At 73.2% G+C, this 23,632-nt stretch carries 19 protein-coding genes; 13 read left to right on the plus strand and 6 right to left on the minus strand.

What is annotated here, in order from left to right; genetic code table 11:
- Positions 1-63 precede the first annotated feature (63 nt).
- From ACIGZJ_RS08915 to ACIGZJ_RS08925, 3 genes are all read left to right on the plus strand, one after another.
- Positions 64-672, plus strand: coding sequence for a bacterial proteasome activator family protein (locus tag ACIGZJ_RS08915; protein ID WP_396456587.1), 609 nt, complete (start codon positions 64-66; stop codon positions 670-672).
- Between the two features lie 239 nt (positions 673-911).
- A complete protein-coding gene (locus ACIGZJ_RS08920; protein WP_396456588.1) occupies positions 912-2,291 on the plus strand; it encodes a protein kinase in 1,380 nt (459 codons plus the stop codon).
- Positions 2,292-2,402: 111 nt separating this feature from the next.
- The gene (locus ACIGZJ_RS08925) at positions 2,403-4,187 is read left to right on the plus strand and encodes a protein kinase (protein ID WP_396456589.1); all 1,785 of its coding nucleotides are present in this window, start codon (positions 2,403-2,405) and stop codon (positions 4,185-4,187) included.
- A gap of 25 nt (positions 4,188-4,212) precedes the next feature.
- Here ACIGZJ_RS08925 and ACIGZJ_RS08930 read toward each other — a convergent pair whose 3' ends face one another.
- Positions 4,213-5,301: a phosphotransferase enzyme family protein gene (locus ACIGZJ_RS08930; RefSeq protein ID WP_396456590.1), complete on the minus strand. Its 1,089-nt coding sequence runs from the start codon at positions 5,299-5,301 to the stop codon at positions 4,213-4,215.
- 69 nt (positions 5,302-5,370) lie between these two features.
- Positions 5,371-6,042, minus strand: a complete 672-nt coding sequence (locus ACIGZJ_RS08935; protein ID WP_396456591.1) for a response regulator — start codon at positions 6,040-6,042, stop codon at positions 5,371-5,373.
- 377 nt (positions 6,043-6,419) lie between these two features.
- Here ACIGZJ_RS08935 and pdhA point away from each other — a divergent pair, with 377 nt between their 5' ends.
- Genes pdhA through ACIGZJ_RS08950 form a run of 3 tightly spaced genes read left to right on the plus strand, consistent with a single transcriptional unit; the run spans position 6,420 to position 10,002 of the window.
- A complete protein-coding gene (gene pdhA, locus ACIGZJ_RS08940) occupies positions 6,420-7,574 on the plus strand; it encodes a pyruvate dehydrogenase (acetyl-transferring) E1 component subunit alpha (RefSeq protein WP_396456592.1) in 1,155 nt (384 codons plus the stop codon).
- Positions 7,574-8,548 (plus strand): alpha-ketoacid dehydrogenase subunit beta, encoded by a 975-nt coding sequence (locus ACIGZJ_RS08945; protein WP_392930364.1) that lies wholly within the window; start codon positions 7,574-7,576, stop codon positions 8,546-8,548. The genes pdhA and ACIGZJ_RS08945 overlap by 1 nt, the downstream gene beginning before the upstream one ends.
- 14 nt (positions 8,549-8,562) lie before the next feature.
- Positions 8,563-10,002 carry a dihydrolipoamide acetyltransferase family protein gene (locus tag ACIGZJ_RS08950; protein ID WP_396456593.1) on the plus strand — a complete coding sequence of 480 codons (1,440 nt, stop codon included), beginning with the start codon at positions 8,563-8,565 and terminating at the stop codon, positions 10,000-10,002.
- Positions 10,003-10,184: 182 nt separating this feature from the next.
- On the opposite strand, the gene ACIGZJ_RS08955 is transcribed toward ACIGZJ_RS08950, so the two are convergent.
- Positions 10,185-11,150 carry a hypothetical protein gene (locus ACIGZJ_RS08955; protein WP_396456594.1) on the minus strand — a complete coding sequence of 322 codons (966 nt, stop codon included), beginning with the start codon at positions 11,148-11,150 and terminating at the stop codon, positions 10,185-10,187.
- A gap of 215 nt (positions 11,151-11,365) precedes the next feature.
- Between ACIGZJ_RS08955 and ACIGZJ_RS08960 the strand changes: the two genes are divergently transcribed.
- The 3 genes from ACIGZJ_RS08960 to ACIGZJ_RS08970 all read left to right on the plus strand — a co-directional run bounded on the left by ACIGZJ_RS08960 (position 11,366) and on the right by ACIGZJ_RS08970 (position 15,488).
- Positions 11,366-12,598: a benzoate/H(+) symporter BenE family transporter gene (locus ACIGZJ_RS08960; protein WP_396456595.1), complete on the plus strand. Its 1,233-nt coding sequence runs from the start codon at positions 11,366-11,368 to the stop codon at positions 12,596-12,598.
- A gap of 238 nt (positions 12,599-12,836) precedes the next feature.
- On the plus strand, positions 12,837-14,015 hold the full coding sequence (locus ACIGZJ_RS08965; RefSeq protein ID WP_396456596.1) for a M64 family metallopeptidase: 1,179 nt from the start codon (positions 12,837-12,839) through the stop codon (positions 14,013-14,015).
- 84 nt (positions 14,016-14,099) lie between these two features.
- Entirely contained in the window at positions 14,100-15,488 is a 1,389-nt protein-coding gene (locus tag ACIGZJ_RS08970; RefSeq protein WP_396456597.1) for a nitrate/nitrite transporter, read from the plus strand.
- Between the two features lie 84 nt (positions 15,489-15,572).
- Here the strand turns inward: ACIGZJ_RS08970 and ACIGZJ_RS08975 are convergent, their stop codons facing one another.
- On the minus strand, positions 15,573-16,385 hold the full coding sequence (locus ACIGZJ_RS08975) for a Bro-N domain-containing protein (protein ID WP_396456598.1): 813 nt from the start codon (positions 16,383-16,385) through the stop codon (positions 15,573-15,575).
- A 149-nt stretch (positions 16,386-16,534) separates the two neighbouring features.
- Entirely contained in the window at positions 16,535-17,356 is an 822-nt protein-coding gene (locus tag ACIGZJ_RS08980) for a maleylpyruvate isomerase family mycothiol-dependent enzyme (protein WP_396456599.1), read from the minus strand.
- 174 nt (positions 17,357-17,530) lie between these two features.
- Here ACIGZJ_RS08980 and ACIGZJ_RS08985 point away from each other — a divergent pair, with 174 nt between their 5' ends.
- The 3 genes from ACIGZJ_RS08985 to ACIGZJ_RS08995 all read left to right on the plus strand — a co-directional run bounded on the left by ACIGZJ_RS08985 (position 17,531) and on the right by ACIGZJ_RS08995 (position 20,433).
- Complete coding sequence (locus tag ACIGZJ_RS08985; RefSeq protein ID WP_396456600.1) at positions 17,531-18,328, plus strand: carbon-nitrogen family hydrolase; 798 nt, start codon at positions 17,531-17,533, stop codon at positions 18,326-18,328.
- A 230-nt stretch (positions 18,329-18,558) separates the two neighbouring features.
- Positions 18,559-19,668 (plus strand): GntR family transcriptional regulator, encoded by a 1,110-nt coding sequence (locus ACIGZJ_RS08990; protein ID WP_396456601.1) that lies wholly within the window; start codon positions 18,559-18,561, stop codon positions 19,666-19,668.
- A gap of 117 nt (positions 19,669-19,785) precedes the next feature.
- Positions 19,786-20,433 (plus strand): hypothetical protein, encoded by a 648-nt coding sequence (locus ACIGZJ_RS08995; protein ID WP_387947687.1) that lies wholly within the window; start codon positions 19,786-19,788, stop codon positions 20,431-20,433.
- Positions 20,434-20,466: 33 nt separating this feature from the next.
- Here ACIGZJ_RS08995 and ACIGZJ_RS09000 read toward each other — a convergent pair whose 3' ends face one another.
- Positions 20,467-21,252, minus strand: coding sequence for an SLATT domain-containing protein (locus tag ACIGZJ_RS09000; RefSeq protein WP_396456602.1), 786 nt, complete (start codon positions 21,250-21,252; stop codon positions 20,467-20,469).
- Between the two features lie 461 nt (positions 21,253-21,713).
- Here ACIGZJ_RS09000 and purD point away from each other — a divergent pair, with 461 nt between their 5' ends.
- Complete coding sequence (gene purD, locus ACIGZJ_RS09005; protein ID WP_396456603.1) at positions 21,714-22,961, plus strand: phosphoribosylamine--glycine ligase; 1,248 nt, start codon at positions 21,714-21,716, stop codon at positions 22,959-22,961.
- Positions 22,962-23,632: the final 671 nt, after the last annotated feature.

Below are 23,632 nucleotides of genomic sequence, written 5' to 3' on the forward strand. Positions count from 1 at the left end.
CGGCGGTGGCGGCGTGGTCGGGGGCTTCCACCCGACCAACCCCAGTGAGAGAGAATGTTGTTCATGACGAATCCGATGAACGAGCGCTCGCCGCAGGAGTTGTACCAGGCCTCCGGCGGGCAGTCGCAGGACGGCCAGAAGGTGCTGATCGTCGGACCGGACGGGATGCCCGTGGGCCCGGGCTTCGCCGGCTCGGCGGGGGGCGACGACGGTGACATGCCGCGTGAGCTCCCGGTGACCGAGATGGTGGAGCAGCCCGCCAAGGTCATGCGGATCGGCAGCATGATCAAGCAGCTGCTGGAGGAGGTCCGGGCGGCTCCCCTCGACGAGGCCAGCCGCGTCCGGCTGAAGGACATCCACGCCAGCTCCATCAAGGAGCTGGAGCTCGGGCTGGCCCCCGAACTGGTCGCCGAGCTGGAGCGGTTGTCGCTCCCGTTCACCGAGGACACCATCCCGACCGAGGCCGAGCTGCGGATCGCGCAGGCGCAGCTGGTGGGCTGGCTGGAGGGGCTGTTCCACGGCATCCAGACCGCGCTGTTCGCCCAGCAGATGGCGGCGCGGGCGCAGCTGGAGCAGATGCGCCGGGCCCTGCCGCCCGGTCTGCACGGCGGTGACCTGGAGGGCGACGAGCCCGGGGAGGGCCGCGGCATCCGCTCCGGCCCGTACCTGTAGCGGGGCCCGTCCCGGGCTGCCGGGGGAGCCTACGTACGGGTACGGTCGCGGCCTGGACACAGTGTCGGCCCTGGGCCGATCACTGTCGCCGCGAGCCGATACCCTGACCCCTGTCGTCGGCCGGGTGAGGCCGCGACAGGGGTCGGGCAGGCCCAGGGGGCCGGGCCCGACCAACGCACGGACGAGACCGAACGTCACGGGCGCGGCGGCACCGCCGCACCGAGGGGGAGCAGAGGACCATGAGCGAGCACGGCAACGCGGCGGTCGAGGGCTACTCCCTGGGCAACGGCAGGTACGTGCTGCAGCGGCTGCTGGGTGAGGGCGGCATGGCCTCCGTGCACCTCGCGTACGACAACGTGCTGGACCGCCAGGTCGCGCTGAAGAGCATGCACACCGAGCTCGGCCGTGACGACACCTTCAAGGAGCGCTTCCGCCGCGAGGCGCAGTCGGTGGCCCGGCTGGAGCACCAGAACATCGTCACCGTCTACGACAGCGGCGAGGACATCGCCCCCGACGGCTCCAGCACCCCGTTCATCGTGATGCAGCTGGTCGACGGCAAGGGCCTGCGCGACGCGATCAACGAGGCGGTCGCCCAGTACGGCGCGATGCCCGCCGAGGAGGCGCTGCGGGTCACCGTCGGCGTGCTCAACGCGCTGGAGGCCTCGCACGACCAGGGCCTGGTCCACCGCGACATCAAGCCCGGCAACGTCATGTTCGACCGCAAGGGCGTCGTCAAGGTCATGGACTTCGGCATCGCCCGCGCGCTGGAGCCCGGGGTCACCTCGATGACCCAGACCGGCATGGTGGTCGGCACCCCGCAGTACCTCTCGCCCGAGCAGGCCCTCGGCAAGCCGGTGGACGCCCGCTCCGACCTCTACTCGGTCGGCGTGATGCTCTTCGAGATGATCACCGGCCAGCTGGTCTTCGACGGCGACTCGGCGTTCTCGATCGCCTACAAGCACGTCCAGGAGGAGCCGCCGGCGCCGTCCACGCTCAACCGGTCGGTCAGCCCGGCGGTGGACGCCTTCGTCGCCCAGGCGCTGCGCAAGGACCCGGCGCACCGCTTCCCGAGCGCGGCCGCGATGCGCGACGAGGCCGAGCGGCTGATCGCCGCCGGGCGGGGCGGCGGCAACCAGCTGGCCGCGAGCACCCCGCTGGTGATCACCGACGGCCCGCGCTCGGCCCACGCGGCCCCGCAGCAGGCCCCGCAGACGCCGCAGCCCTTCCAGCAGCAGTACCAGACCCCGCCGCCGGCCTTCCAGACCCCGCCGCCGCAGCACCCGCAGACGCCGCAGCCGTTCCCGCAGCAGTACCAGACGCCCCCGCCGGCCTTCCAGACCCCGGCGCCCTTCGCGCCGCAGGCGCACACCCCGCCGCCGATGCCGATGCCGGCGCCGCCGTTCCAGCCCGCCCCGGCGAGCAACAGCAACGGCTGCTCCACCGCGCTCGTGATCGTCGGCATCATCGTCGGCGTGATCGTGCTCGCCATCATCATCATCGCCATCGTGGTGACCAAGGCGCAGAACGACAGCTCGGGCAAGAGCACCTCGCGGTACACCGGGCAGTCGGCCACCGTCCTCCACCTGGACGGCTTCACCGACCGGAATGGCCTGCTCTGACGGTTTCCGCCCGGATCGGGTGGGCTACGCCGATCGGCCGGAGGCGGTAGCGTTCGGGGACACGAAGCGACAGGGCACCGCGATCCGAGCGAAGGCCCGGGGCGAGGAGCGATGGCACAGACGCAGCAGCCGGACGACGAGGGCGCCCACCGGGCCGGTTCGGCCGGCGGACCGCCGAAGGCTCCCGCACCCGGCAGCGACAGCGCCCCGACCACCGCGCTCCCGCCGGTCGGCAGCGGCCCGCAGACGCCCGGCCGCGGCACGGCCGCCCCGCTCGGCACCGTCGGTGACGGCCGCTACCGGCTGACCCACCGGCTCGGCCGCGGCGGGATGGCCGAGGTGTTCGCCGCCCAGGACGTCCGGCTCGGCCGGACCGTCGCGGTCAAGCTGCTCCGCCCCGAGCTCGCCCAGGACGACATCGCCCGGCTGCGGTTCACCCGCGAGGCACACGCCGTCGCGGCGCTCAACCACCACTCGATCGTCGCGGTGTACGACACCGGCGAGGAGCACGTCGGCGAGGAGTCGACGCCGTACATCGTGATGGAGCTGGTCGAGGGCCGGACCGTCCGCGAGCTGCTGGTGGACGAGGAGGCGCCGCCGGTCGACCAGGCGCTGATCATCATCGCCGGGGTGCTGGAGGCGCTCGCCTACAGCCACCGGCACGGCATCGTGCACCGCGACATCAAGCCCGCCAACGTGATCATCACGACCGCGGGCGCGGTCAAGGTGATGGACTTCGGCATCGCCCGCGCGCTGACCGGCGCGGCCAGCACCATGACCCAGACCGGCATGGTGATGGGCACCCCGCAGTACCTCTCGCCCGAGCAGGCGCTCGGCAAGCCGGTCGACCACCGCTCCGACCTGTACGCGGCCGGCTGCATGCTCTACGAGCTGCTGACGCTGCGCCCGCCGTTCACCGGCGACACCCCGCTCTCGGTGGTCTACCAGCACGTCCAGGACCCGCCGGTGCCGCCGTCGCAGGCGAACCACCGGGTGCCGGGCGGGCTCGACCCGCTGGTGCTGCGCTCGCTCGCGAAGAACCCGGACGACCGGTTCCAGGACGCGGACGAGTTCCGCGCCCACGTCCAGCACGCGCTGCGGGAGATCCACGGCGCGACCGGCGCCTGGGCGGCGGGTGCGGCCGCGGCCGGGCTGGCCGCCGCCGGGCAGGGCCAGACCGGCGCCACCCAGCTGATCGGCGAGTACGGGGACAACTCCGCCACCGGGCCGTTCGGCGGGGGAGCCGCCGGCGACCCGACGGCGCTGCTGCCCTACCAGGTGCCCGGCGGCCCGCAGACCCCGTCGGCGCCCTACCCGGCGGTGTCCGGCCCGTACGGCGGCGGGAACGGCGGCCACGATGACGGCGGCGACGGCGGGAACGGCAACGGCTCCGGCCGTCGGCGCGGACCGTGGGGCTGGGTGGCCGGCGCGGCCGCGGTGCTCGTCGCGTCCGGTGTCGGCATCGCGTTCGCGCTCAGCGGCAACGGCGGCGGCACGACCCACAACCCGACGCCCGCCCCGTCGGTGTCGGTGACGACCTCGCCCGAGGCCACCACGGCCCCGTCGACCGGGACCAACGCGACGACCGCGCCCTCCCCCCAGAACAGCACCCGGCGCACCCAGCAGCCGTCCGACAACACCAACAACTCCCCGGCGCAGCCGCAGAGCTCCGGCAAGCACACGCAGTCCCCGACGGCGCCGGCCACCGGCACCAAGCCGTCCCCGACGGCCACCCAGAGCCCGAGCAGCACGCCGAGTACGACGACCACGCCGACGACCGGGACCTCGCCGTCCGCGGCGCCGACCCAGAGCCAGACCCAGTCGCAGCCGCCGCCGAACCAGAGCACCGCCCCGAAGCCGCCGGTGACCGGCGGAGCGACCACGCCGGCTCCCTGACCGGCCGGGCCCCTGACCGTCCGGGTCAGTTGGCGAAGGCGTCCAGGACCTGCTCGTACTCCTGGCACCACCACGCCAACTGGCCCGCCGCGGCGGGGTAGAGCGGGTCGGCCCGGTGGTCGGCGCGCTGGTAGCGCCACTGCAGCATCCAGAAGTCGTTCAGCCGCTCCCACCAGACCCGGTGCACCGCCGCCGCCAGGTTGTCCGCGGTGGCGGCCCCGGTGGCCCGGTAGGCCTGGGAGTAGCGCCGGACCCGGACGAGGTCGAGCACCCCGGACGCCCGGTCGTTGAAGACCAGGGTGGCGGCCCGGACGGCCTCCTCGGCGCGCGGCTGGGGTCCGAGCTTGTCCCAGTCCAGGACGGCCGCGATCCGGTCCTCCCCGTGCAGCAGGTTGAGCCCGTGGAAGTCGCCGTGGGTCCAGCCGGTGGGCGGGGCGCCCTGCGGGGCGGGCCGGCGGTGGCCGTACTCGGCGAGCAGCTCCAGGCGCTCGGCGAGCCGCCGTTCGACCAGGGTGTCCAGCTCTCCGTAGGGGCGGTGGGCCCGGGCCCGGCGGCGCAGGTCCCGGGCGAGCTCGGCACTGTCCAGCGGGTCCGCGCTGCCGTAGCCGCCGGGCTGGACGAGGGGGGCGCAGACGTCGTCGAGTGCGCCGTGCAGCCGACCGAGCAGCGTGCCGAGCGCGTCGCACTGCGGCAGGGCGAGGTCGGTACCGTGCCGGTGTCGGCCATCGACCCAGGGGAAGAGCGCGAACAGCCGGCCCCCGAAGGCGGTGACCGTGCCGGCCCGCTCGGCACGGGCCAGCGGGGGCGCGACGGGCAGTCCGAGGGTCTGCAGGGCGGCCATCGCGCGGTGGTGGGCGGCGATCGCGGTGCGGTTGGCGGTGGCGGCGTCGACGTAGCACTTCAGGAAGTACGTCCCGGCCTCGGCGGTGACGCGGTAGCCCCGGTTCAGCAGGCCCTCGGCGACCGGTTCGGCGGTGAGCAGCCGGCCGACCCGGTAGCCGCGCAGGACCTCGGCGAGCGCGGAGTGCGGGACGGGTGGGCTGAGGGTCCCTATCGGGGGAGCGGAGAGGTCGGGGCGGGCCGGGGGACAGGCGAGGGTCTGGCTGAAAGTCACAGCCAGAGGTTAGGGCCCCCTGACGGGGGTCCTTGACAAGTGGTCAACTCTGTGTATGAGGGGCCTGTTTCAGTGCTGGTGGTCGCTCTGCTGGTCGGCCTGGTGGCGGGCGACGAAGGCGGCGGCCTGGGTGCGTCGCTCCATCCCCATCTTGGCGAGCAGACTGGAGACGTAGTTCTTCACCGTCTTCTCGGCCAGGTGCAGCTCGTTGCCGATCTGACGATTGGTCATCCCCTCGCCGATCAGATCGAGGATGCGGCGCTCCTGCCTGGTGAGCTGGGCGAGCCGTTCGTCCTCCTTCTCGCCGCCGTCGCGCAGCCGCTCCAGCACCCGGCTGGTGGCGACCGGGTCGAGCAGGGACTTGCCGGCCGCGACGTCCCGGACGGCGGTGATCAGGTCGGTGCCGCGGATCGCCTTCAGCACGTAGCCGGAGGCGCCCGCCATGATCGAGTCGAACAGCGCCTCGTCGTCCGAGAACGAGGTCAGCATCAGGCACTTGATCTCCGGCAGCCGGGAGCGGATCTCCCGGCAGACCTCGACCCCGTTGCCGTCCGGCAGCCGTACGTCGAGCACCGCGACGTCGGGTTCCACGGCCGGGATCCTGGTCAGGGCCTCGGCGACGGTGCCGGCCTCGCCGACCACCTCGATGTCCTCCTCGACCGAGAGGAGCTCGTGGACGCCCCGTCGGACCACCTCGTGATCGTCGAGCAGGAATACCCGGATTTGTCCTTTATCAGTCACGCCCAAAGCCTCCCATATCACCCTACAAATGACCTCTTGCTCGAAGCGGCGGAGCAGCGTTATCCGGCCAGAGCGGGCAAACCCGTACCGGTAACCCCCTTACGCGGAGAGCTCTGCCCGGATAACGTGCGCTGGTGTCCTGACGGCGACCGATTTGAGAGCTGTGCCACACCCGCAGTTGTCAGAGCTCAACAAGTAGGACGTCCTAGCTCCAGCGCGCCCAGAGCCGCCGCTGGGTAACGTTCTCTGAGGGACGCCGTCGGAAAAGGATCACCACCTGCCTCACAGCCGGTGCGCACACCCACGCGCGCCCCGCGAGGCGGTGACCGGACCGGTCACCGGCGACCCCGGGCGGCCGGACAGACCGAGGAGTGAACGTGACCGTCAAAAGCACGGCGAGGGCCCGCAAGAAGGCGGCCCCCGGCGTCCCTGACACCCTCCGCGCCACGGGTACGGACGCCCAGCCGGAGCTCGTCCAGCTGCTCACCCCGGAGGGCGAGCGGGTCGAGCACCCGGACTACCCGCTCACCACGACCCCGGAGGAGCTGCGCGCCCTCTACCGCGACCTGGTGCTGGTGCGCCGGTTCGACGCGGAGGCCACCGCGCTCCAGCGCCAGGGCGAGCTGGGCCTGTGGGCCTCGCTGCTCGGCCAGGAGGCCGCCCAGGTCGGCTCCGGCCGGGCCATGCGCGCCGGCGACTACGCCTTCCCCACCTACCGCGAGCACGGCGTCGCGTGGTGCCGGGACGTCGACCCGCTGAACCTGCTCGGCATGTTCCGCGGCGTGAACCACGGCGGCTGGGACCCGAACGAGAAGAACTTCCACCTCTACACCATCGTGATCGGCTCGCAGACCCTGCACGCCACCGGTTACGCGATGGGCATCACCAAGGACGGCGCCGACGACGCGGTGATCGCGTACTTCGGCGACGGCGCCTCCAGCCAGGGCGACGTCAACGAGGCCTTCACCTTCGCCTCGGTCTACAACTCGCCGGTGGTGTTCTTCTGCCAGAACAACCAGTGGGCGATCTCCGAGCCCACCACCACCCAGACCAAGATCCCGCTGTACCGCCGCGCCTCCGGCTTCGGCTTCCCCGGGGTCCGGGTCGACGGCAACGACGTGCTGGCCTGCCTGGCCGTCACCCGCTGGGCGCTCGACCACGCCCGCAGCGGCAACGGTCCGGTGCTGATCGAGGCGTTCACCTACCGGATGGGCGCCCACACCACCTCCGACGACCCGACCCGCTACCGGCTCGCCGAGGAGACCGAGGCCTGGAAGGCCAAGGACCCGATCAGCCGGCTCAAGGCCTACCTGGACAAGGAGGGCCTGGCCGACGAGGAGTTCTTCGCCTCGATCGACGCCGAGAGCGAGCAGCTCGGACTGCGGGTGCGCGAGGGCGTGCGCAGCATGCCGGACCCGGAGCCGACGCTGATCTTCGACCACGTCTACGCGGAGCCGCACACGCTGGTCGATGAGGAACGGGCCGAGTACGTGCAGTACGCGGCCTCCTTCGAGGCGGGGGAGAACCTCTGATGGCCGGTCAGCTCAGCATCGCCAAGGCGCTCAACGAGGCGCTGCGCAAGTCGCTGGAGAACGACCCGAAGACCGTCCTGATGGGCGAGGACATCGGCAAGCTCGGTGGCGTCTTCCGGATCACCGACGGGCTGCAGAAGGACTTCGGGGACAGCCGGGTCATCGACACCCCGCTCGCCGAGTCCGGCATCGTCGGCACCGCGATCGGCCTGGCGCTGCGCGGCTACCGCCCGGTGGTGGAGATCCAGTTCGACGGCTTCGTCTACCCGGCCTTCGACCAGATCGTCTCCCAGCTGGCCAAGATGCACGCCCGCGCGCTCGGGCACGTCAAGATGCCGGTCACCATCCGCATCCCGTACGCCGGCGGCATCGGCGCGGTCGAGCACCACAGCGAGTCGCACGAGGCGTACTTCGCGCACACCGCGGGCCTGCGGGTGGTCACCCCCTCCAACGCGCACGACGCGCACTGGATGCTGCGCCAGTCCATCGAGTCGGACGACCCGGTGATCTTCCTGGAGCCCAAGCGCCGCTACTGGGACAAGGGCGAGGTCGGCGCCGCCGCGGACCTCGGGCTGCACGACGCCCGGATCGTGCGCCCCGGCGCCGACGCCACGCTCATCGCGTACGGGCCGATGGTCAAGGTCTGCCTGGAGGCGGCCGCGGCCGCCGAGGAGGACGGCCGCCGCCTGGAGGTCGTCGACCTGCGCTCGCTCTCCCCGGTGGACTTCACCACCCTGGAGGAGTCGGTCAAGCGGACCGGTCGCGGCATCGTGGTGCACGAGGCACCGGTGTTCCTGGGCATGGGCGCCGAGCTGGCCGCCCGCCTGACCGAGCGCTGCTTCTACCACCTCGAGGCACCGGTCCTGCGGGTCGGCGGCTACTACGCGCCGTACCCGCCGTCCCGCGTCGAGGAGGCCTTCCTGCCCGACCTGGACCGCGTGCTCGACGCCGTCGACCGCGCGCTCGCGTTCTGAACCGGGGAGCGAAGATGACCACCGAAGTTCGCTCGCTCCGCGAGTTCAAGATGCCCGACGTCGGCGAGGGCCTCACCGAGGCCGAGATCCTCAGCTGGTACGTCAAGCCCGGCGACACCGTGACGGACGGCCAGGTCGTCTGCGAGGTCGAGACCGCCAAGGCCGCCGTGGAGCTGCCGATCCCGTTCAACGGGGTCGTCGAGCAGCTGTTCTTCCCGGAGGGCGCGACGGTCGACGTCGGCACCGTGATCATCTCGGTCGCGGTGGCGGGGGCGGCCCCCGCCGCGGCTCCGGCCGCCGCCGCCCCGGCGGCTGCTCCTGCTGCCGCTCCCGCCGCGGCCGAGCCGGCCGAGCCGGAGCGGCGCGAGGTGCTGGTCGGCTACGGCCCGCGCACCGGGGTCAGCCAGCGCCGGGCCCGCCGGACCACGACCACCACGGTGGTCGCGTCGGCTCCCGCCCCGGTCGCCCCGGCCCCCGCCCCGGTCGCCCCGGCCCCCGCGCCGGTGGTGCCGGAGCAGTCCACCGGTGACCGGCCGCTGGCCAAGCCGCCGGTGCGCAAGCTCGCCAAGGACCTCGGCATCGACCTGCGCGCCGTCACCCCGACCGGCCCGGACGGGGTGGTCACCCGCGAGGACGTGCACGCGCACGCCGCGGCGGCCACGGCCGCCGCCGTGGTCGAGCCGGTCGCCCCGGCGCCGGTCGCGCAGCCGGAGCCGGTGGCCGCCGTCTCCGCCGTGCCCGCAGTGGGCACCGGGGACGTCCGGGTGCCGATCAAGGGCGTCCGCAAGGCGACCGCGCAGGCGATGGTGGCCTCGGCCTTCACCGCCCCGCACGTCACCGAGTTCGTCCAGGTCGACGTCACCCGCACGATGAAGTTCGTCCGCCGGCTCAAGGAGAGCGGCGAGCTGGGCCGGGACGTCCGGGTCAGCCCGCTGCTGCTGGTCGCCAAGGCGCTGCTGACGGCGATCAAGCGGCACCCCGAGATCAACGCCCAGTGGGACGACGCGGCCCAGGAGATCGTGATCAAGGGCCAGGTGAACCTCGGCATCGCCGCGGCCACCCCGCGCGGTCTGATCGTCCCCAACATCAAGGACGCCGGGGCCAAGACCCTGACCGGTCTGGCACTGGCGCTCGGCGAGCTGATCGACACCGCGCGGCAGGGCAAGACGGCGCCGGGCGACATGCAGGGCGGCACCGTCACCATCACCAACGTCGGCGTCTTCGGCGTCGACACCGGCACCCCGATCCTCAACCCGGGCGAGGCCGCCATCCTGGCCTTCGGCGCGGTCCGGGAGCTGCCGTGGGTGCACAAGGGCAAGGTGGTCCCGCGTCAGGTCACCACGCTGGCGCTCTCCTTCGACCACCGCCTGGTGGACGGGGAGCTGGGCTCCAAGGTGCTGGCCGACGTGGCCGCGCTGCTGGAGCGGCCCAAGCGGCTGATCACCTGGGGCTGACCCGGCACGGGCGTTCCCGGGGCGGCGGGTAGGCCGGCCCGGGAACGCGCGGCGGGAAGCCCACCGCAGGAAACACAGCGCAGGAAACACAGCGCAGGACGCGCACAGCAGGACGCAAAAGCGGGGCCGTACCTCACACACCGGCGTGTGGAGGTACGGCCCCGCTGCTTCGGGTGCCCCGGTCAGCGCTGGCCACGCATCCGGCGGACGGCGATCAGGGCGCCGGCGCCGAGCGCGAGCAGGGCGGCGGCGGTGGCGGCGAGGAGGCCGTTGGGGGTGTGCGCGCCGGTCTGGGCGAGCTCGGGGGTGCCGGCCGGGGCGGTGGTGGCCGGGGCGGCGCTCGGGGTGGCCTTCGGGGTCTCGGCCTTGGGGGCGGGCGCGGCGGTGGTCTTGGCCTCGACGGGGGTGACGGGCTTCGGGGCGGCGGGCTTCGCGGTCTCGGCGGCCTTGGGGGCGGCGGGCTTGGCCGGGGTGCTGGGCTTGGCCGTGGTGGTGGGCTTGGCGTTGGTGCCGGCGGTGTCCTGGGTGCGGAGGACCTTGACGGTCTTGAGGTCGGTGGCGCCGTTGCCCATGGCGCCGGCCCGCCAGGTGTCGGTGACGAGCTCCACGGTGTTGACGCCCTTGGGGCTGGTGGCGGCGATCGAGTAGCGGAACTTGATGGTCATCGAGCTGCCGTTGTCGAGGCGCTGGCGCTGCTCGTAGCCGGCGTCGACGGTGTGGTAGCAGCCGGCCACCGAGGGCACGGCCTTCCAGGCGCCGTTCTCCTGGACCTGGATGCGGACGTCCTGGGAGCGCAGCGAGGCGCCGTCGCCGGGGGTGTGGATGGCGAAGGTGGGGAGCATGCCGTGGGCGTCGATGCCGGTCTTGTTGGTGACCTTGACGCTGACCTCGTTCCAGCTGCCGTCGGCGGTGACGGTGGACTTGTTGGAGGTGAAGGCGGCGTCCGGGGCGATCTCGGTGACGCTCTTGTCGTCCATCGCCGCGTGCGGGCCGCCCAGTCGCATGTCGCCGCAGGCCCAGGAGGAGTCGGCGGCCATCAGCTGCACACCGCCGGCGAGGACGGCGGTGGCGGCGACGACGGCGAGGCGGCGGCGGCCGGAGAGCGAGCGGGCGTTCTTCGCAAAAGCGGTGATAACGGACGTGCGCATGACGTGACTCCCCAGAGCATGTTCTGACGTGGATTTGAAGACGGCCGGCGTTGCTCCTGCTGAGCGGTAGCGCCCCCCGGCCTTGCCGGTCTCGCTCTCCGTGCCTTCATCCGTAAAGACGTGCATCCCCGCCGGGGGTTGCAGGTGGGTTCAAAAGTTTTTTCGGAATCTTTCGAACGGCCCGTGGAGCAGGCGCCTCCGGGATACTTCCGGGCATGACAGAGGAGCTGATAACCCGTCCGGTGGACGGTCGGACCGGACCGGACGAGCGCCGTTCGCTGCGGCGGGACGCCTCTCTCCCGGCACTGCTGGCCGGGCTGGTGTGCATCGTGGTCGGGTTCTCCGGGCCGCTGGTGGTGGTGCTCGCGGCGGCCTCCGCCGGGCGGCTGGACCAGGCGCACACCGCGTCCTGGATCTGGGCGGTGTCCATCGGCAGCGGGTTGACCTGTCTGCTGCTCAGCTGGTGGACCCGCACCCCGGTGATCGCCGCCTGGTCCACCCCGGGGGCCGCGCTGCTGGTGACCAGCCTCGGCGCGTACCCGTACCGGGAGGCGGTCGGCGCCTTCCTGGTGTGCGGGGTGCTGGTGGCGCTGTTCGGCGTCACCGGCCTGTTCGGCCGGCTGATCGCGGCGATCCCGGCCGGGATCGTCAACGCGATGCTGGCCGGGATCCTCTTCTCCTTCGGCGCCGGGATCTTCGGTGCCGTGCACGGCGCACCCGGGCTGGTGCTCGGCAGCTTCGCGGCCTTCCTGCTGGCCAAGCGGTTCGCGCCGCGCTACGCCGTCCCGGCCGCGCTGCTGGTCGGCGCGGTCCTGGCGGCCGCCACCACCGGACTCCCGCTGCACCTCGGCTCCGGCGGCCCCACCCGGCCGGTGCTCACCGTGCCCGCCTTCTCCTGGCCCGCCATGGTCGGCCTGGCGCTGCCGCTCACCATCGTGGCGCTGGCCTCGCAGAACGCCCCCGGCCTCGGCGTCATGCGGGCCTTCGGCTACCGGCCGGACGACCGGCTGGTGATCGGGGCCACCGGCGGGCTGTCCGTCCTGCTGGCGCCGTTCGGTTCGCCGGGCGTCAACCTGGCCGCGATCACCGCCGCGATCTGCGCCGGGCCGGAGAGCCACCCCGATCCGCGCCGACGCTATGTGGCCGGGATGTCGGCAGGCGCGTTCTACCTGGTGGTGGGCAGCTTCAGCGGGCTGCTGGTCAGCCTGTTCACCGGCCTGCCGAAGGAGCTGATCGCGGTGATCGCCGGGGTCGCCCTGCTGGCCTCGCTGCAGGGCAGCCTGGCCGCCGCGGTGGCCGAGGAGCGCGGCCGGGACGCGGCGGTGGTGACCTTCCTGGCCACCGCCTCCGGGATGAGCCTGTGCGGGATCGGCTCGGCCTTCTGGGGCCTGCTGCTCGGCCTCGGCACCCATCTGGCGCTGCACGCGCGGTCGGGCGCGGCCGCCTGAGGTCACGGCCGGTCGACGGCAGCCACCTGATCGGACTCATAGGTATGACCGGGGTGATTCGGGTCGTTCGGCCAGGTCGGTGACTTTTTCGCCGGTGCGTGGGGGAGGGCCACCGCCGCGGGTACGTCTTCGCGTCCACCACCCGGGCGACGCCGGGTGACCGGATCCCCGAGGACGCACCCGTATGCCGCCTGGCAACCCTGGCCGTCTCGTCCGGAGTCTGGCCGCGCTCGTGCTGGTGTCCACCGCCGTACTGCCGGCCGCCCTGGAGCTGGCCGGTCCCTCCCCGTTCGGGGTGATCGGCCCCGGGGCCCCGGCCGACCGGGCGGTGCCGCCGCACACCGCGCAGCGGGCCGACCTCCGGGCCGCCGGCACCGCCCCGACCGTCGACATAAGGCGCACCGGGGATCCGGCCAACCGGATCACGCTGGTGCTGCTCGGCGACGGCTACACCTCCGAGGAGCAGGAGCTGTTCCGCCAGCAGGCCGACCGGGCCTGGCGCTCCCTGATGGAGATCGAGCCCTTCCGCAGCTACCAGGGGTTCTTCAACATAAGGAGGGTCGAGGTGGTCTCCGCGGTCTCCGGCATCGCCGAGACCGAGAGCCGGGGCCGCAACCCCGGCACCCCGCTCGGCATGCACTTCTGGTGCGAGGGCACCGCCCGGCTGCTCTGCGCCGACGAGTCCGCCACCGCGCGCTACGCCGGCGACGGCGAGGGGCCGCAGTACCTGATCGCACTGGCCAACTCCGGCGAGTACGGGGGCGCCGGCGGCACCGGGGTGACCACCCTGGCCGGCGGCAGCCCCGATGCCGGCCGGATCATCCAGCACGAGATAGGGCACACCGTGGGCGACCTCGGCGACGAGTACGACAGCGCGCCGGACGACGCCGACTACCCCAACCTCTCCACCGAGAGCGCCGAGGACATGCGCCGCAAGCAGACCAAGTGGTGGCGCTGGCTGGGAGCGGAGTCCCCGGACGGCGCCGGGACGGTCGGGGCGTACCGCAGTGCCAACGGCATCTACCGGCCCACCCCGGACTCGGTGATGCGCACCCTCGGCGGGGCGTACAACCTGCCCTCGCGGGAGGCGATCATCGAGGAGATCTACCGCCGGATCCGGCCGACCGACGCCCCGGTGCCGGCCCCCGGCGAGGTCGTCGGGCGCCCCCGGTTGGAGGTCCGCCCGCTGCCGCTGGCCGGGGCCCGGCAACTGCGGGTGGAGTGGAGGGTCGACGGCCTCCCGGTCGAACCGCAGGCGCCGGACCGCAGCTGGCTGGACACCGCCCAGCTGAACCTGCCGCCCGGCGAGAGCGCCACGGTCACCGCCACCGTCCGGGACACCACCGACTGGGTGCGGGACGAGGCCTTCCGGGACCGCTACATGACCAGATCGGTCTCCTGGACGCTACGGGGGTGAGGCCGTTCGTGTCCGATCCCCGGGGCGGGAAGCGGCCGCCCCCGTTCCGGCGTCGAATGATGGGATGACTAATCTGGGTCCACTATGACCGTGGACCCCGCCGCCGCCCGCCCGATCACCGCCCCCGGTCCCCGGCTCGGCGCCGGTCCGTCCCCGGCGGGGACCCCGGCGGCGATCGCGGTACTGGACCCGGCGGCGGCCCCGGCGCCCGCCCCGCACTCCCCGCCCGGCGGCCGGGCCGCCTGGCTGGCCTGGTCGGTCGGCGTCAGCGTCTACGTCCTCGCGGTCATCCACCGCACCAGCCTGGGCGTGGCGGGGCTGGACGCCGCCGAGCGCTTCACCATCGGCGCCTCCGCGCTGTCCACCTTCTCCATCCTCCAGGTGCTGGTCTACGCGGCCATGCAGATACCCGTCGGCCTGCTGGTCGACCGGTTCGGCCCGCGCCGGGTGCTGCTGCTGGGCGTGGTGCTGCTGAGCCTGGGACAGCTGGCCTTCGCCTTCTGCGCCTCCTTCGCCCCGGCGCTCGCCTCCCGGGCGGTACTGGGCTGCGGCGACGCGATGACCTTCATCAGCGTGCTGCGGATCGCCGCCCGCTGGTTCCCGGCCGCGAAGAACCCGCTGGTCGCCCAGCTGACCGGGCTGGCCGGGATGGGCGGCAACCTGGTCACCACGGTCGTCCTCGCCCAGGCCCTGCACCACGAGGGCTGGACGCCCACCTTCACCGCCATCGCGCTGCTCGGCGTCGCCGTCTTCGCCCTGGTCGCGCTGTTCCTCCGGGAGTCCCCGGCCGGCCCGCCGGCGTCCGAGACCGCCCCGGCGGCCCGACCGGCCGTCGGGCAGCAGATCCGGCACTCCTGGCGCGAGCCCGGCACCCGGCTCGGGCTCTGGGTGCACTTCACCACCCAGTTCCCCGGCAACGCCTTCGGCCTGCTCTGGGGCCTGCCGTACCTGGTCGAGGCCCAGGGCGTGTCCCGGGCCGCGGCCGGCGGGCTGCTCACCGTGCTGGTCTTCAGCAACATGGCCTTCGGCCTGCTCTTCGGCCGGCTGCTCAGCCGGACCGCCCGGGCGCGGATGCCGATCGTGCTCACCGTCATCGCCGTCACCTCCGCGGGCTGGGCCCTCACCCTGGCCTGGCCGGGCGGCCGCCCCCCGCTCTGGCTGCTGGTCGGGATCATCCTGGTGATGGGCAGCAACGGCCCGGCCTCGCTGGTCGGCCTCGACTACGCCCGCTCCCACAACCCGGTCGAACGGCTCGGCACCGCCTCCGGGATCGCCAACATGGGCGGCTTCATCGGCACGATGATCACCCTCTTCGGCATCGGCGTCCTGCTCGACGCCCTGACCCCCGGCGGCGGCAGCGGCTACTCGGCGGAGGCGTACCGCTGGGCGTTCTGCTGGCTGTACGTGCCGATGGCGCTGGGGACGGTGATGATCCTCCGGCTCCGCCGGAAGGTGTCGACGGCGGCTTCGTAGGGTTTCCGACCCGGGGGAGTTCGTAGGGTCCGACCCGGGGAAGGGCGCCGACCCGCAGCAGTCCTGAGGGCCGGCACCCTTCGATCAGCGCCCGTACTCCCGCATCAGATCGGAGATCTGCCGCGCCGTCCCGTGGATCCGGGCGCCGTGCAGCTCCACGAGCAGCGGCCCGTCGCCGAGCCGGGTCGGTACCGGGGCTTCGGCCATCAGGCGGACCAGGTCCACGAGCTTGAGCTTCGGGCAGCCCGGGATCGCCTTGCCGCCCCGGATGCCGACCCGCTCGACGATCGGGCAGGAGAAGTAGCCGCCGAACGGAGGACCGCTGTCGTCCTCCCGGCTCGGCACGGCGAAGACCATCTCCCCGTGCCGGCAGTGCACCGTCCCGTCGGAGTGCACGTGCACTCCCGGGCCGCCGCCGTGGTCGAGCTCCGCGATGATCTGGACCTGCTGGCCGATCGCCTCGGCCAGCGTCTGCGCCATCCGCCGCTGCTGGGTGGGGATGTCGGCGTCCCCGCGACGGACGGAGGGGAGGAGGTCGGTGGTGACCCACTCCTGGAAGGGCCTTGCGGCGGCCTTGTCCGACCTCATGAGCAGTCCGTACAGCCCGGCCTCGCTCACCACCCCGAGCAGCGGATTTCCCCGCCGGTAGGCTTTCTGATCTGGGAAAACGCCGTAACCCTTGTTCCGAACAAGGGTTACGGTCCGCAGATCCACCGTGCGATGGTGGTGTGCCTCCAGGACCTTCACCGCATCGGTCGGATTTCCGCGGCCCAGGACTCGGCACACGTCCGCCGTGACGAACCACGGCTCCCCGTCGATCATCACGACCCTGATCGGCTGCCCCGTGACCGGGAAGCTCGACCGCACCAGGACCATCTGCGTCTGTTCGTCGTCCATCTGGACGCCCCTCCTTCTTCCGGGTGACGACTGCCCGGAACAACGAGGCCGAACGGGTGGGGTACTGGTGCCAAGCTGACGTACGGAAGCACGAGGTGCGCCACCCGGCGTGCGGTGGTGCGTGTACGCCGGGCGGGTGAGCCGGTGGGCTACGGGGTGACGGAGAAGTTGGCGAGGACGCGGGCGGCCAGCTCCTGGTCGCCCTCGACGGTGACCGGGCCGGGGCGGCCGCGGCCGCAGGCGAGCCGGACGTACGTCTCCCAGTCCATGGTGAGCTGGACGTCGGGGGCGAGGCTGATGGACTCGTCGACGGTGCCGCGCCCCGAGGCGTCGACCCGGACGGTGCGCAGGAACTCGACCGGGCCGGTGACGTCCACCACCAGGGCCGTCCCGGCCGGGGCGCCGGCCTGGTGCGCGACGGCCTTGGGCAGCGCCGACAGCAGGACGTCCCGGGTGATCAGCGCGGCCGGGGAGTCCAGGTTGCCGGGCTCGCCGAGGGCCCGGCGGAGGTCCTGCTCGTGCACCCAGACGTCGAAGACCCGGTTGCGCAGCAGCTCGTGGTACGGCACCTCGCGGCTGTGCGGCCCGGCCGGCCAGCGGACCGGCTCGGTGGGGGCGTGCTTGGCGTTCCGCAGTGCCCGGGAGCGGCGGATGATCGTGTACTCCAGCTCGCCGGTCATCTCCGGAGCGGTGTGGCAGCGGCGCTTGTCGACCGGCAGCTCGACGTACCGGGCGAACTCGTTGGTGACGTGCCGCAGGTCGCGCGGCAGCGAGTGGATCGGGCGGGGGTCGCCGAGCAGCTCGGACTCGAAGGCGATGACGTGCGAGACGACGTCGCGGACGGACCAGCCGGGGCACTCGGTGGCCCGGTTCCAGGCGTCCGTGGGCAGGGGGGCGACCAGCCCGGATATGGACTCGATGGACTGCGTCCACGCCTCGGTGTAAGCCTGCACGGTCTGGTTGTCCGTCACGGGAATCTCCGGCCCTCCGTCAGCTGCCTTGCCGTGCACGCCCCGGTTCGGGGAGGTCGGGGGAAAGTCCGGCCTTCCGGGCGCACACGCTAACCGCACGTTACGCTGCCTGATGAGCCCAGGGCAGCGCTTTCGGGTGACGATCGTAGGCCTCTTGCCGTGGACGGTGGTACTGTGCGCGCTTCATTGATCCAACTCGCGGTCTCCGATGCCGAGCCGGCCGCCGAGCGACGGGCCCGGGCGGCCGCCCTGGTCCGCGCGCAGCAGGGCGCCGACCTGGTGGTCCTCCCCGAGCTGTGGCCGGTGGGCGGGTTCGCTCAGGACAGGTGGTCGGACGAGGCCGAGACCCTGGACGGGCCGACCTCCGACGCGATGGCGGCCGCCGCGAAGGCGGCCGGGGTCTGGCTGCACGCCGGTTCGATCGTCGAACGGGACCCGGACGGTCCGATCTACAACACCTCGCTGCTGTTCGCCCCGGACGGCGAGCTGGTGCACACCTACCGCAAGATCCACCGCTTCGGCTTCGACGAGGGTGAGGCGGTGGTGATGGGCGCCGGACAGGAGATCGTCACGGCCGCCACCGACTTCGGCACGCTGGGCCTGGCCACCTGCTACGACCTGCGCTTCCCGGAGCTGTTCCGGGCCCTGCTGGACGCGGGCGCGCAGCTGCTGGTGGTTCCGGCGGCCTGGCCGGCCCGGCGGCGCGACCACTGGACGCTGCTGAACCGGGCCCGTGCGGTGGAGGAGCAGGCGTTCGTGCTGGCCTGCAACACGGCGGGCACCCACAGCGGCGTCGAGCAGGCCGGGCACAGTCTGGTGGTGGACCCCTGGGGCCGGGTGCTGGCCGAGGCCGGGGCCGGCGAGGAGGTGCTCACCGTGGAGTTCGACCCGGCGGAGGTGGCGAAGATCCGCGCGGAGTTCCCGGTGCTGCGCGACCGGCTGCTGGGCATCCCGGCGCCCGTGCAGCGGTGACCTCGGCACGTGAGTGACCTCGGTACGGGGGTGACCTCGGTACGGGGGTGACGTCCGAGGGCCCGTCGCCCCTGGGGACGCTCCCGTCCGGCGTCGGGACACGGCGATTTCCGGGTGCTTGAACACGACCGCGACACATTTGAGAAGATGAGCGTTCGTCGTGTTTCACACCGTTTCTTCCGCCGGTCCGTTCAGGGCCGGTCGGCGGGCCGCCCGAGGAGGTCGCGCGCATGTCCGGTACCGGCGCCGGCGACACCCGTCCCGTGATCCACCGCAACAGCCTGCGCGAGCAGATCGCCGGTGCGCTGCGCGAGGAGATGATGGCCGGCCGGATCGCGGCGGGCCGCAACTTCACCGTCAAGGAGATCGCCGAGCTGTACGGGGTCTCGGCGACCCCGGCCCGCGAGGCGCTGGTGGACCTGGGTGCCCAGGGCCTGCTCCGGGCCGAGCACCACCGCGGTTTCACGGTGCCGGAGTTCGACTGGGTCGACTTCCTGGAGATCTTCGAGTCGCGGGTGCTGCTCACCGACAGCGCGTTCCGCCAGCTGGCCGTGCGGGGCGCGCCCACGGACGCCAACCGGCTGCCCTCGCTGCGCCGCCGCGCGGACGCGGCGGTCCGGGCGGCCCGGTCGGGGAACCTGGACGTGATGGTCGGCTGCGACCGCCGGTTCTGGCAGGAGGTGGCCGGGCTGCTGGGCAACCGCCGGATCGGCGACTACCTGGACTGGCTGCGGGTGCAGTCCTGGATGTTCGCCGCCCCCTACCTGCGGACGATGCCGGTCCTGGCCGGGGTCTGCTGGGACCGGCACGTCGAGCTGGTCGAGGCGATCGAGGCGCGGGACCTGACGGGTGCGCACCGGATCATCTGCGACTACAACCTCTTCACCGTCCGGCTGCTGGCCGAGCTGGCCGGACAGCCCGAGGACTCGGTGGGCGTCCTGCTGCTGCTGACCGGGCCGCTGGAGACGGGCCCGGTGGCCCGGCCGGCGCCGCAGGACCAGACGGGCGGGACCGGCGGCACGGCACCGGGCGGCCCGGAGTACGGCGGGGCGGCGCAGAGCGGCAGGGCGCACGGCCCGGCCGAACCGCCCCGGCCGGCGGACGGCGCCCGTCCGGGTGGATCCGACCGGTCCGACCAGGCCGACCGCACCCGGGACCAGGGCCGCGAACTCGGCCGGGAGCTGGGCCGCGAGCTGGGTCTGGGCCTCGGCCTGGTGCCGCAGCCGCGCTCCGTCCCGTACGGCAGGTTCGGCCGCCGCCTGCCGGACCCGCAGGGCGTCTCCCGGCCCGCCTCCCAGCCCGGCTCCCCGCCAGACCCGCACCGCGCGCCGGGCCGGTAGGGTGGGCGGTCGTCGTCCCGGAGGGTCCTCGTACGGACCGTCCGGGTACCGACCCGTCCACCCGTCGTCCGCCCCCTGCAGGCGGACCCCCGTCGCCCGGAGAGGAAGAGCCGGCTCATGGCCTGCGACCTCTGGCTCGTCCCGCTCGTGGACGTGCTGAGCCACAGCCCCGAGAACCCCTTCCGGGACGATCTCGTGCTCTACAACGCCGTGTTGGCCGCGAACGGCCTGCCCGAGGTGCCGGTCTACCAGTACGTCCCGGGGATAAGCGGGGCGGTCGAGCCGATAGCCGCGTTCGACTACGACTCGCTGCACTTCCTGCGCCGGGCCTATCTGCTGGGCCTCACCGGCCTGGACATCACGCCGGTGGACGCGCTCGGCGGCGACTACGAGCAGCTGCTGGAGATGTTCGAGAGCAGCGCGGAACAGTCCCACCTGGTCTGGCACTTCGACCACGCCGGCGCCTATGTGCCGATCGAGTTCGCGGTACCGCTGGTGGACGACGCGCTGCTCGCCTCCGGCGGCCCGCTGGGCTCCACCCACGGCCTGCTGCGCGAACTGCAGGCGGTCGCCCCGGCCCTGGGCCTCGACCCGCTCAACCCGCCGGACCCGACCAGGCCGCTCGGCCCGACCGGCCTGGAGCAGCCGTTCGGCCCGCCGATCGACGACCTGCACCCCTTCGCCCGGGAGCGGCACGCCTGGTCCGGCCTCTACGCGGCGGCGACCCGCAGCCTCACCCAGGGTTCGATGATCGTCTTCGCCTGAGCCCGACGACCACCGCTCCCTCGGGCCGCCGGCTCAGCGCAGCGGCCCCTCCGGCGGGCGCTGACGCGGCATGGTGGGCCGGGTGCCCGGCGGCGGCAGGATCCGCACCTGGGCGCCCACGCCCGCCTCGCTGCGCCCGCCCCAGTTCCCGGAGGACTGGGTGGGCAGCTGGGTCATGCCCGCCCGGAACTCCAGCATCCACTCCGAGGTCTCGGTGCGGACCATGTCCGAAACGTCCTCGCAGAACCGCCGCAGCACGCCCAGGCAGCGCTCGGCCGCCTCGCCCGCGGTGCCCTCGGTGGGGCCGAGCACCTCGCGCACGCACTCCGAGGCCCAGTCGAACTGGAAGGCCTCCAGCCGGCGCTGCAGTGCCTGGGCGGTGGAGACGTCCCGCATCCACCCGGAGGTCAGGCCGAACACCCGGTCCGTGCCGTAGCAGGCGGCGGACATCATGAGTGCGACGTAGCCCCAGCCGGAGGCGTTCGCCACCGTGCCGGTGAGGTCCACCAGCGGGGCGGTGACCCCGCCGACCGCGAACCCGGCCGAGCCGAATCTCAGCAGCCGCGCCCAGCGGCGCTTCCAGACGCGGTCCTTGCGGTACCAGTCGATCGCCTCGACCGCCCGCTCCTCGGACCAGCGGTAGAGCTCCTCCAGCCGCTCGGCCGGCTCGCCCCAGTCCCCGAGCGGGAACTGGCGGGCGCTCAGATCGGTCCGGCGGCGGGTGGACGCCCGGCGCGCGATGGCGGCGGCGGGCTGGTCCTCCTCGCCGACCTCTTTGCCCCAGGCACTCTCCTCGGGCTGCATTTCCGGCTGGCTCACCTGTGGGGCTCCCTGTGGCGGGCGGACTGCTGGGTCTGACAGGGCGTCGCCCTGACGTTTCATCCGCCTGACTGGCCGTGAAACACCGGATGACGCATCGGACCCGCGACGCCTCCGGGTGAGTGTGGGCACCCGGGGACCGCGCGGACCGGCGGCTGCCGGCGGTTGTCCAACAGCACTTCTTACCGCCAAATGGCTGACCATGGGGGCGCTTCGCCAATGATCGTTATCGGATTCGGCCACCGGATGCCGAGGTGAGCGGGTTGCGGGGGTCGGCGAGATTTCACCCGTCCGAGGGAGGCCCCGGTCACCCGCCGTCCTGACCCGGATACCCGGAGCGCATCACCCGGGGCACCGCTTGGAGGTTCCTCCAGTCCACGGGCCGTGGAGGGCCGGTCGGCTGGAGGTTCGGACGGGACCGGGGGGCGGCGCGATCAGGCCACCGACTACCCTTGCCAAGCGTGAAGGTCCTCGTCATCGGCGGCGGCGCCCGCGAACACGCCCTGTGCCGCTCTCTGTCCCAAGATTCCGCCGTCACCGAGCTGCACTGCGCCCCGGGTAACGCCGGGATCGCGCAGGTGGCGACGGTCCACCCCGTCGACCAGCTGGACGGCGCGCAGGTCACCGCGCTCGCCCGGCGGCTCGACGCCGACCTGGTCGTGGTCGGCCCGGAGGCCCCGCTGGTCGCGGGCGTCTCTGACGCCGTGCGCGCGGCCGGCATCCCGGTCTTCGGCCCGTCCGGCGCGGCCGCCCAGCTGGAGGGCTCCAAGGCCTTCGCCAAGGACGTGATGGCCGGCGCCGGTGTGCCCACCGCCCGCTCCTACGTCTGCACCACCCCCGAGGAGGCCGCCGAGGCGCTGGACGCCTTCGGCGCGCCCTACGTGGTCAAGGACGACGGCCTGGCCGCCGGCAAGGGCGTGGTGGTCACCTCCGACCGCGCCGAGGCCCTCGCCCACGCCGCGTCCTGCGAGCGCGTGGTCATCGAGGAGTACCTGGACGGCCCCGAGGTATCGCTGTTCGCGATCACCGACGGCACCACCGTCCTCCCGCTCCAGCCCGCGCAGGACTTCAAGCGCGCACTGGACGGCGACGAGGGCCCCAACACCGGCGGCATGGGCGCGTACTCGCCGCTGCCCTGGGCCCCCGAGGGCCTGGTCGAGGAGGTCCTGGAGACCGTCCTGCAGCCGACCGTGGACGAGCTGCGCCGCCGCGGCACCGAGTTCTCCGGCCTGCTCTACGCCGGCCTGGCGCTGACCTCGCGCGGGACCAGGGTGATCGAGTTCAACGCCCGCTTCGGCGACCCGGAGACCCAGGTCGTGCTGGCCCGGCTGCGCACCCCGCTGGCCGGCGTGCTGCACGCCGCCGCCACCGGCACGCTGGACCAGCTGGAGCCGCTGCGCTGGGACGACGGCGCCGCCGTCACCGTGGTGATCGCCTCCGAGGGCTACCCGGCCGCGCCGCGCACCGGCGACCCGATCGAGGGCCTGGCCGAGGCCGAGGCCGCCGACGGCACCGCCTACGTGCTGCACGCCGGCACCCGCGCGGACGAGGACGGCCGGGTGCTCAGCGCCGGCGGCCGGGTCCTGTCCGTCACCGCCACCGGCACCGACCTGGCCGAGGCCCGCGGCCGCGCGTACGACGCGCTCGGTCGGATCGGCCTCAAGGGCGGCCAGCACCGCACCGACATCGCGCTCAAGGCCGCGCAGTAGCACCTCGCGAGCGGGCTAGCGCCCCGGAGGCGAGTCGAGCGCCTGAAGAGGCGAGCGACCAGCGACGAAGGAGCGCCGGAGCGAAGAGCGTCGGCACCGGGCCGGAGCGCCCCGGAGGCGAGCCGAGCGCCTGATGATGACGAGGGCGCTGTGTTCCACGGGAAACAACCCCCATGGACGCAGCGCCCTCCGGCGTTTCCGGGGTGGGAGGGGCCGGAGCCGCCGATGGGGCCGCCACACCGTTCGGCGGCCGGAATCAACCCCATCGAGTGATAGCGCCCGCATCCGGCTGACGTAGCCGGGTACTCGGCCTTATGGTGCGCTGGATCGCAGTGCCGCGGGCCGTGTCGCTGTGGTCCCCGCCGGGTAGCGGCGGTCACGCGGGGGGATGCTGGACGGCGTCCGGCACGCCGGGCCGACACGCCCGGGATCGCTTCGCACGGGCCGGGTGCGGGTCGTCCGGAATTCGGGCGCCGTCACCGGGACGAGTGGAAACCGGGGAGATCCGGAACACCCACCCGTACGCGGGCGTCAGAACTGTCAGTAGCGCCACGCAGCATGTACTAGCCGGGGATCGGATGCCGCCGTCTCCCGGTCGGAACTGATCGTTTCGAGTCGGCTCAGGGGTCCGTCGCCGGGCTCCCGAGGGCTCCGAAGGGGGTGCCGCACCG

The sequence above is a fragment of the Kitasatospora sp. NPDC052868 genome (assembly GCF_044547105.1).
In the GTDB taxonomy this organism is placed as follows: Bacteria; Actinomycetota; Actinomycetes; order Streptomycetales; family Streptomycetaceae; genus Kitasatospora.

Excerpts from the sequence above, each read along its gene's own strand:
- ACIGZJ_RS08915 (WP_396456587.1), top strand. The coding sequence starts at position 64 with ATGACGAATCCGATGAACGAGCGCTCGCCGCAGGAGTTGTACCAGGCC.
- ACIGZJ_RS08920 (WP_396456588.1), top strand. The coding sequence starts at position 912 with ATGAGCGAGCACGGCAACGCGGCGGTCGAGGGCTACTCCCTGGGCAAC.
- ACIGZJ_RS08925 (WP_396456589.1), top strand. The coding sequence starts at position 2,403 with ATGGCACAGACGCAGCAGCCGGACGACGAGGGCGCCCACCGGGCCGGT.
- ACIGZJ_RS08945 (WP_392930364.1), top strand. The coding sequence starts at position 7,574 with ATGGCCGGTCAGCTCAGCATCGCCAAGGCGCTCAACGAGGCGCTGCGC.
- ACIGZJ_RS08950 (WP_396456593.1), top strand. The coding sequence starts at position 8,563 with ATGACCACCGAAGTTCGCTCGCTCCGCGAGTTCAAGATGCCCGACGTC.
- ACIGZJ_RS08955 (WP_396456594.1), bottom strand. The coding sequence starts at position 11,150 with ATGCGCACGTCCGTTATCACCGCTTTTGCGAAGAACGCCCGCTCGCTC.
- ACIGZJ_RS08960 (WP_396456595.1), top strand. The coding sequence starts at position 11,366 with ATGACAGAGGAGCTGATAACCCGTCCGGTGGACGGTCGGACCGGACCG.
- ACIGZJ_RS08970 (WP_396456597.1), top strand. The coding sequence starts at position 14,100 with ATGACCGTGGACCCCGCCGCCGCCCGCCCGATCACCGCCCCCGGTCCC.
- ACIGZJ_RS08975 (WP_396456598.1), bottom strand. The coding sequence starts at position 16,385 with ATGGACGACGAACAGACGCAGATGGTCCTGGTGCGGTCGAGCTTCCCG.
- ACIGZJ_RS08990 (WP_396456601.1), top strand. The coding sequence starts at position 18,559 with ATGTCCGGTACCGGCGCCGGCGACACCCGTCCCGTGATCCACCGCAAC.
- ACIGZJ_RS08995 (WP_387947687.1), top strand. The coding sequence starts at position 19,786 with ATGGCCTGCGACCTCTGGCTCGTCCCGCTCGTGGACGTGCTGAGCCAC.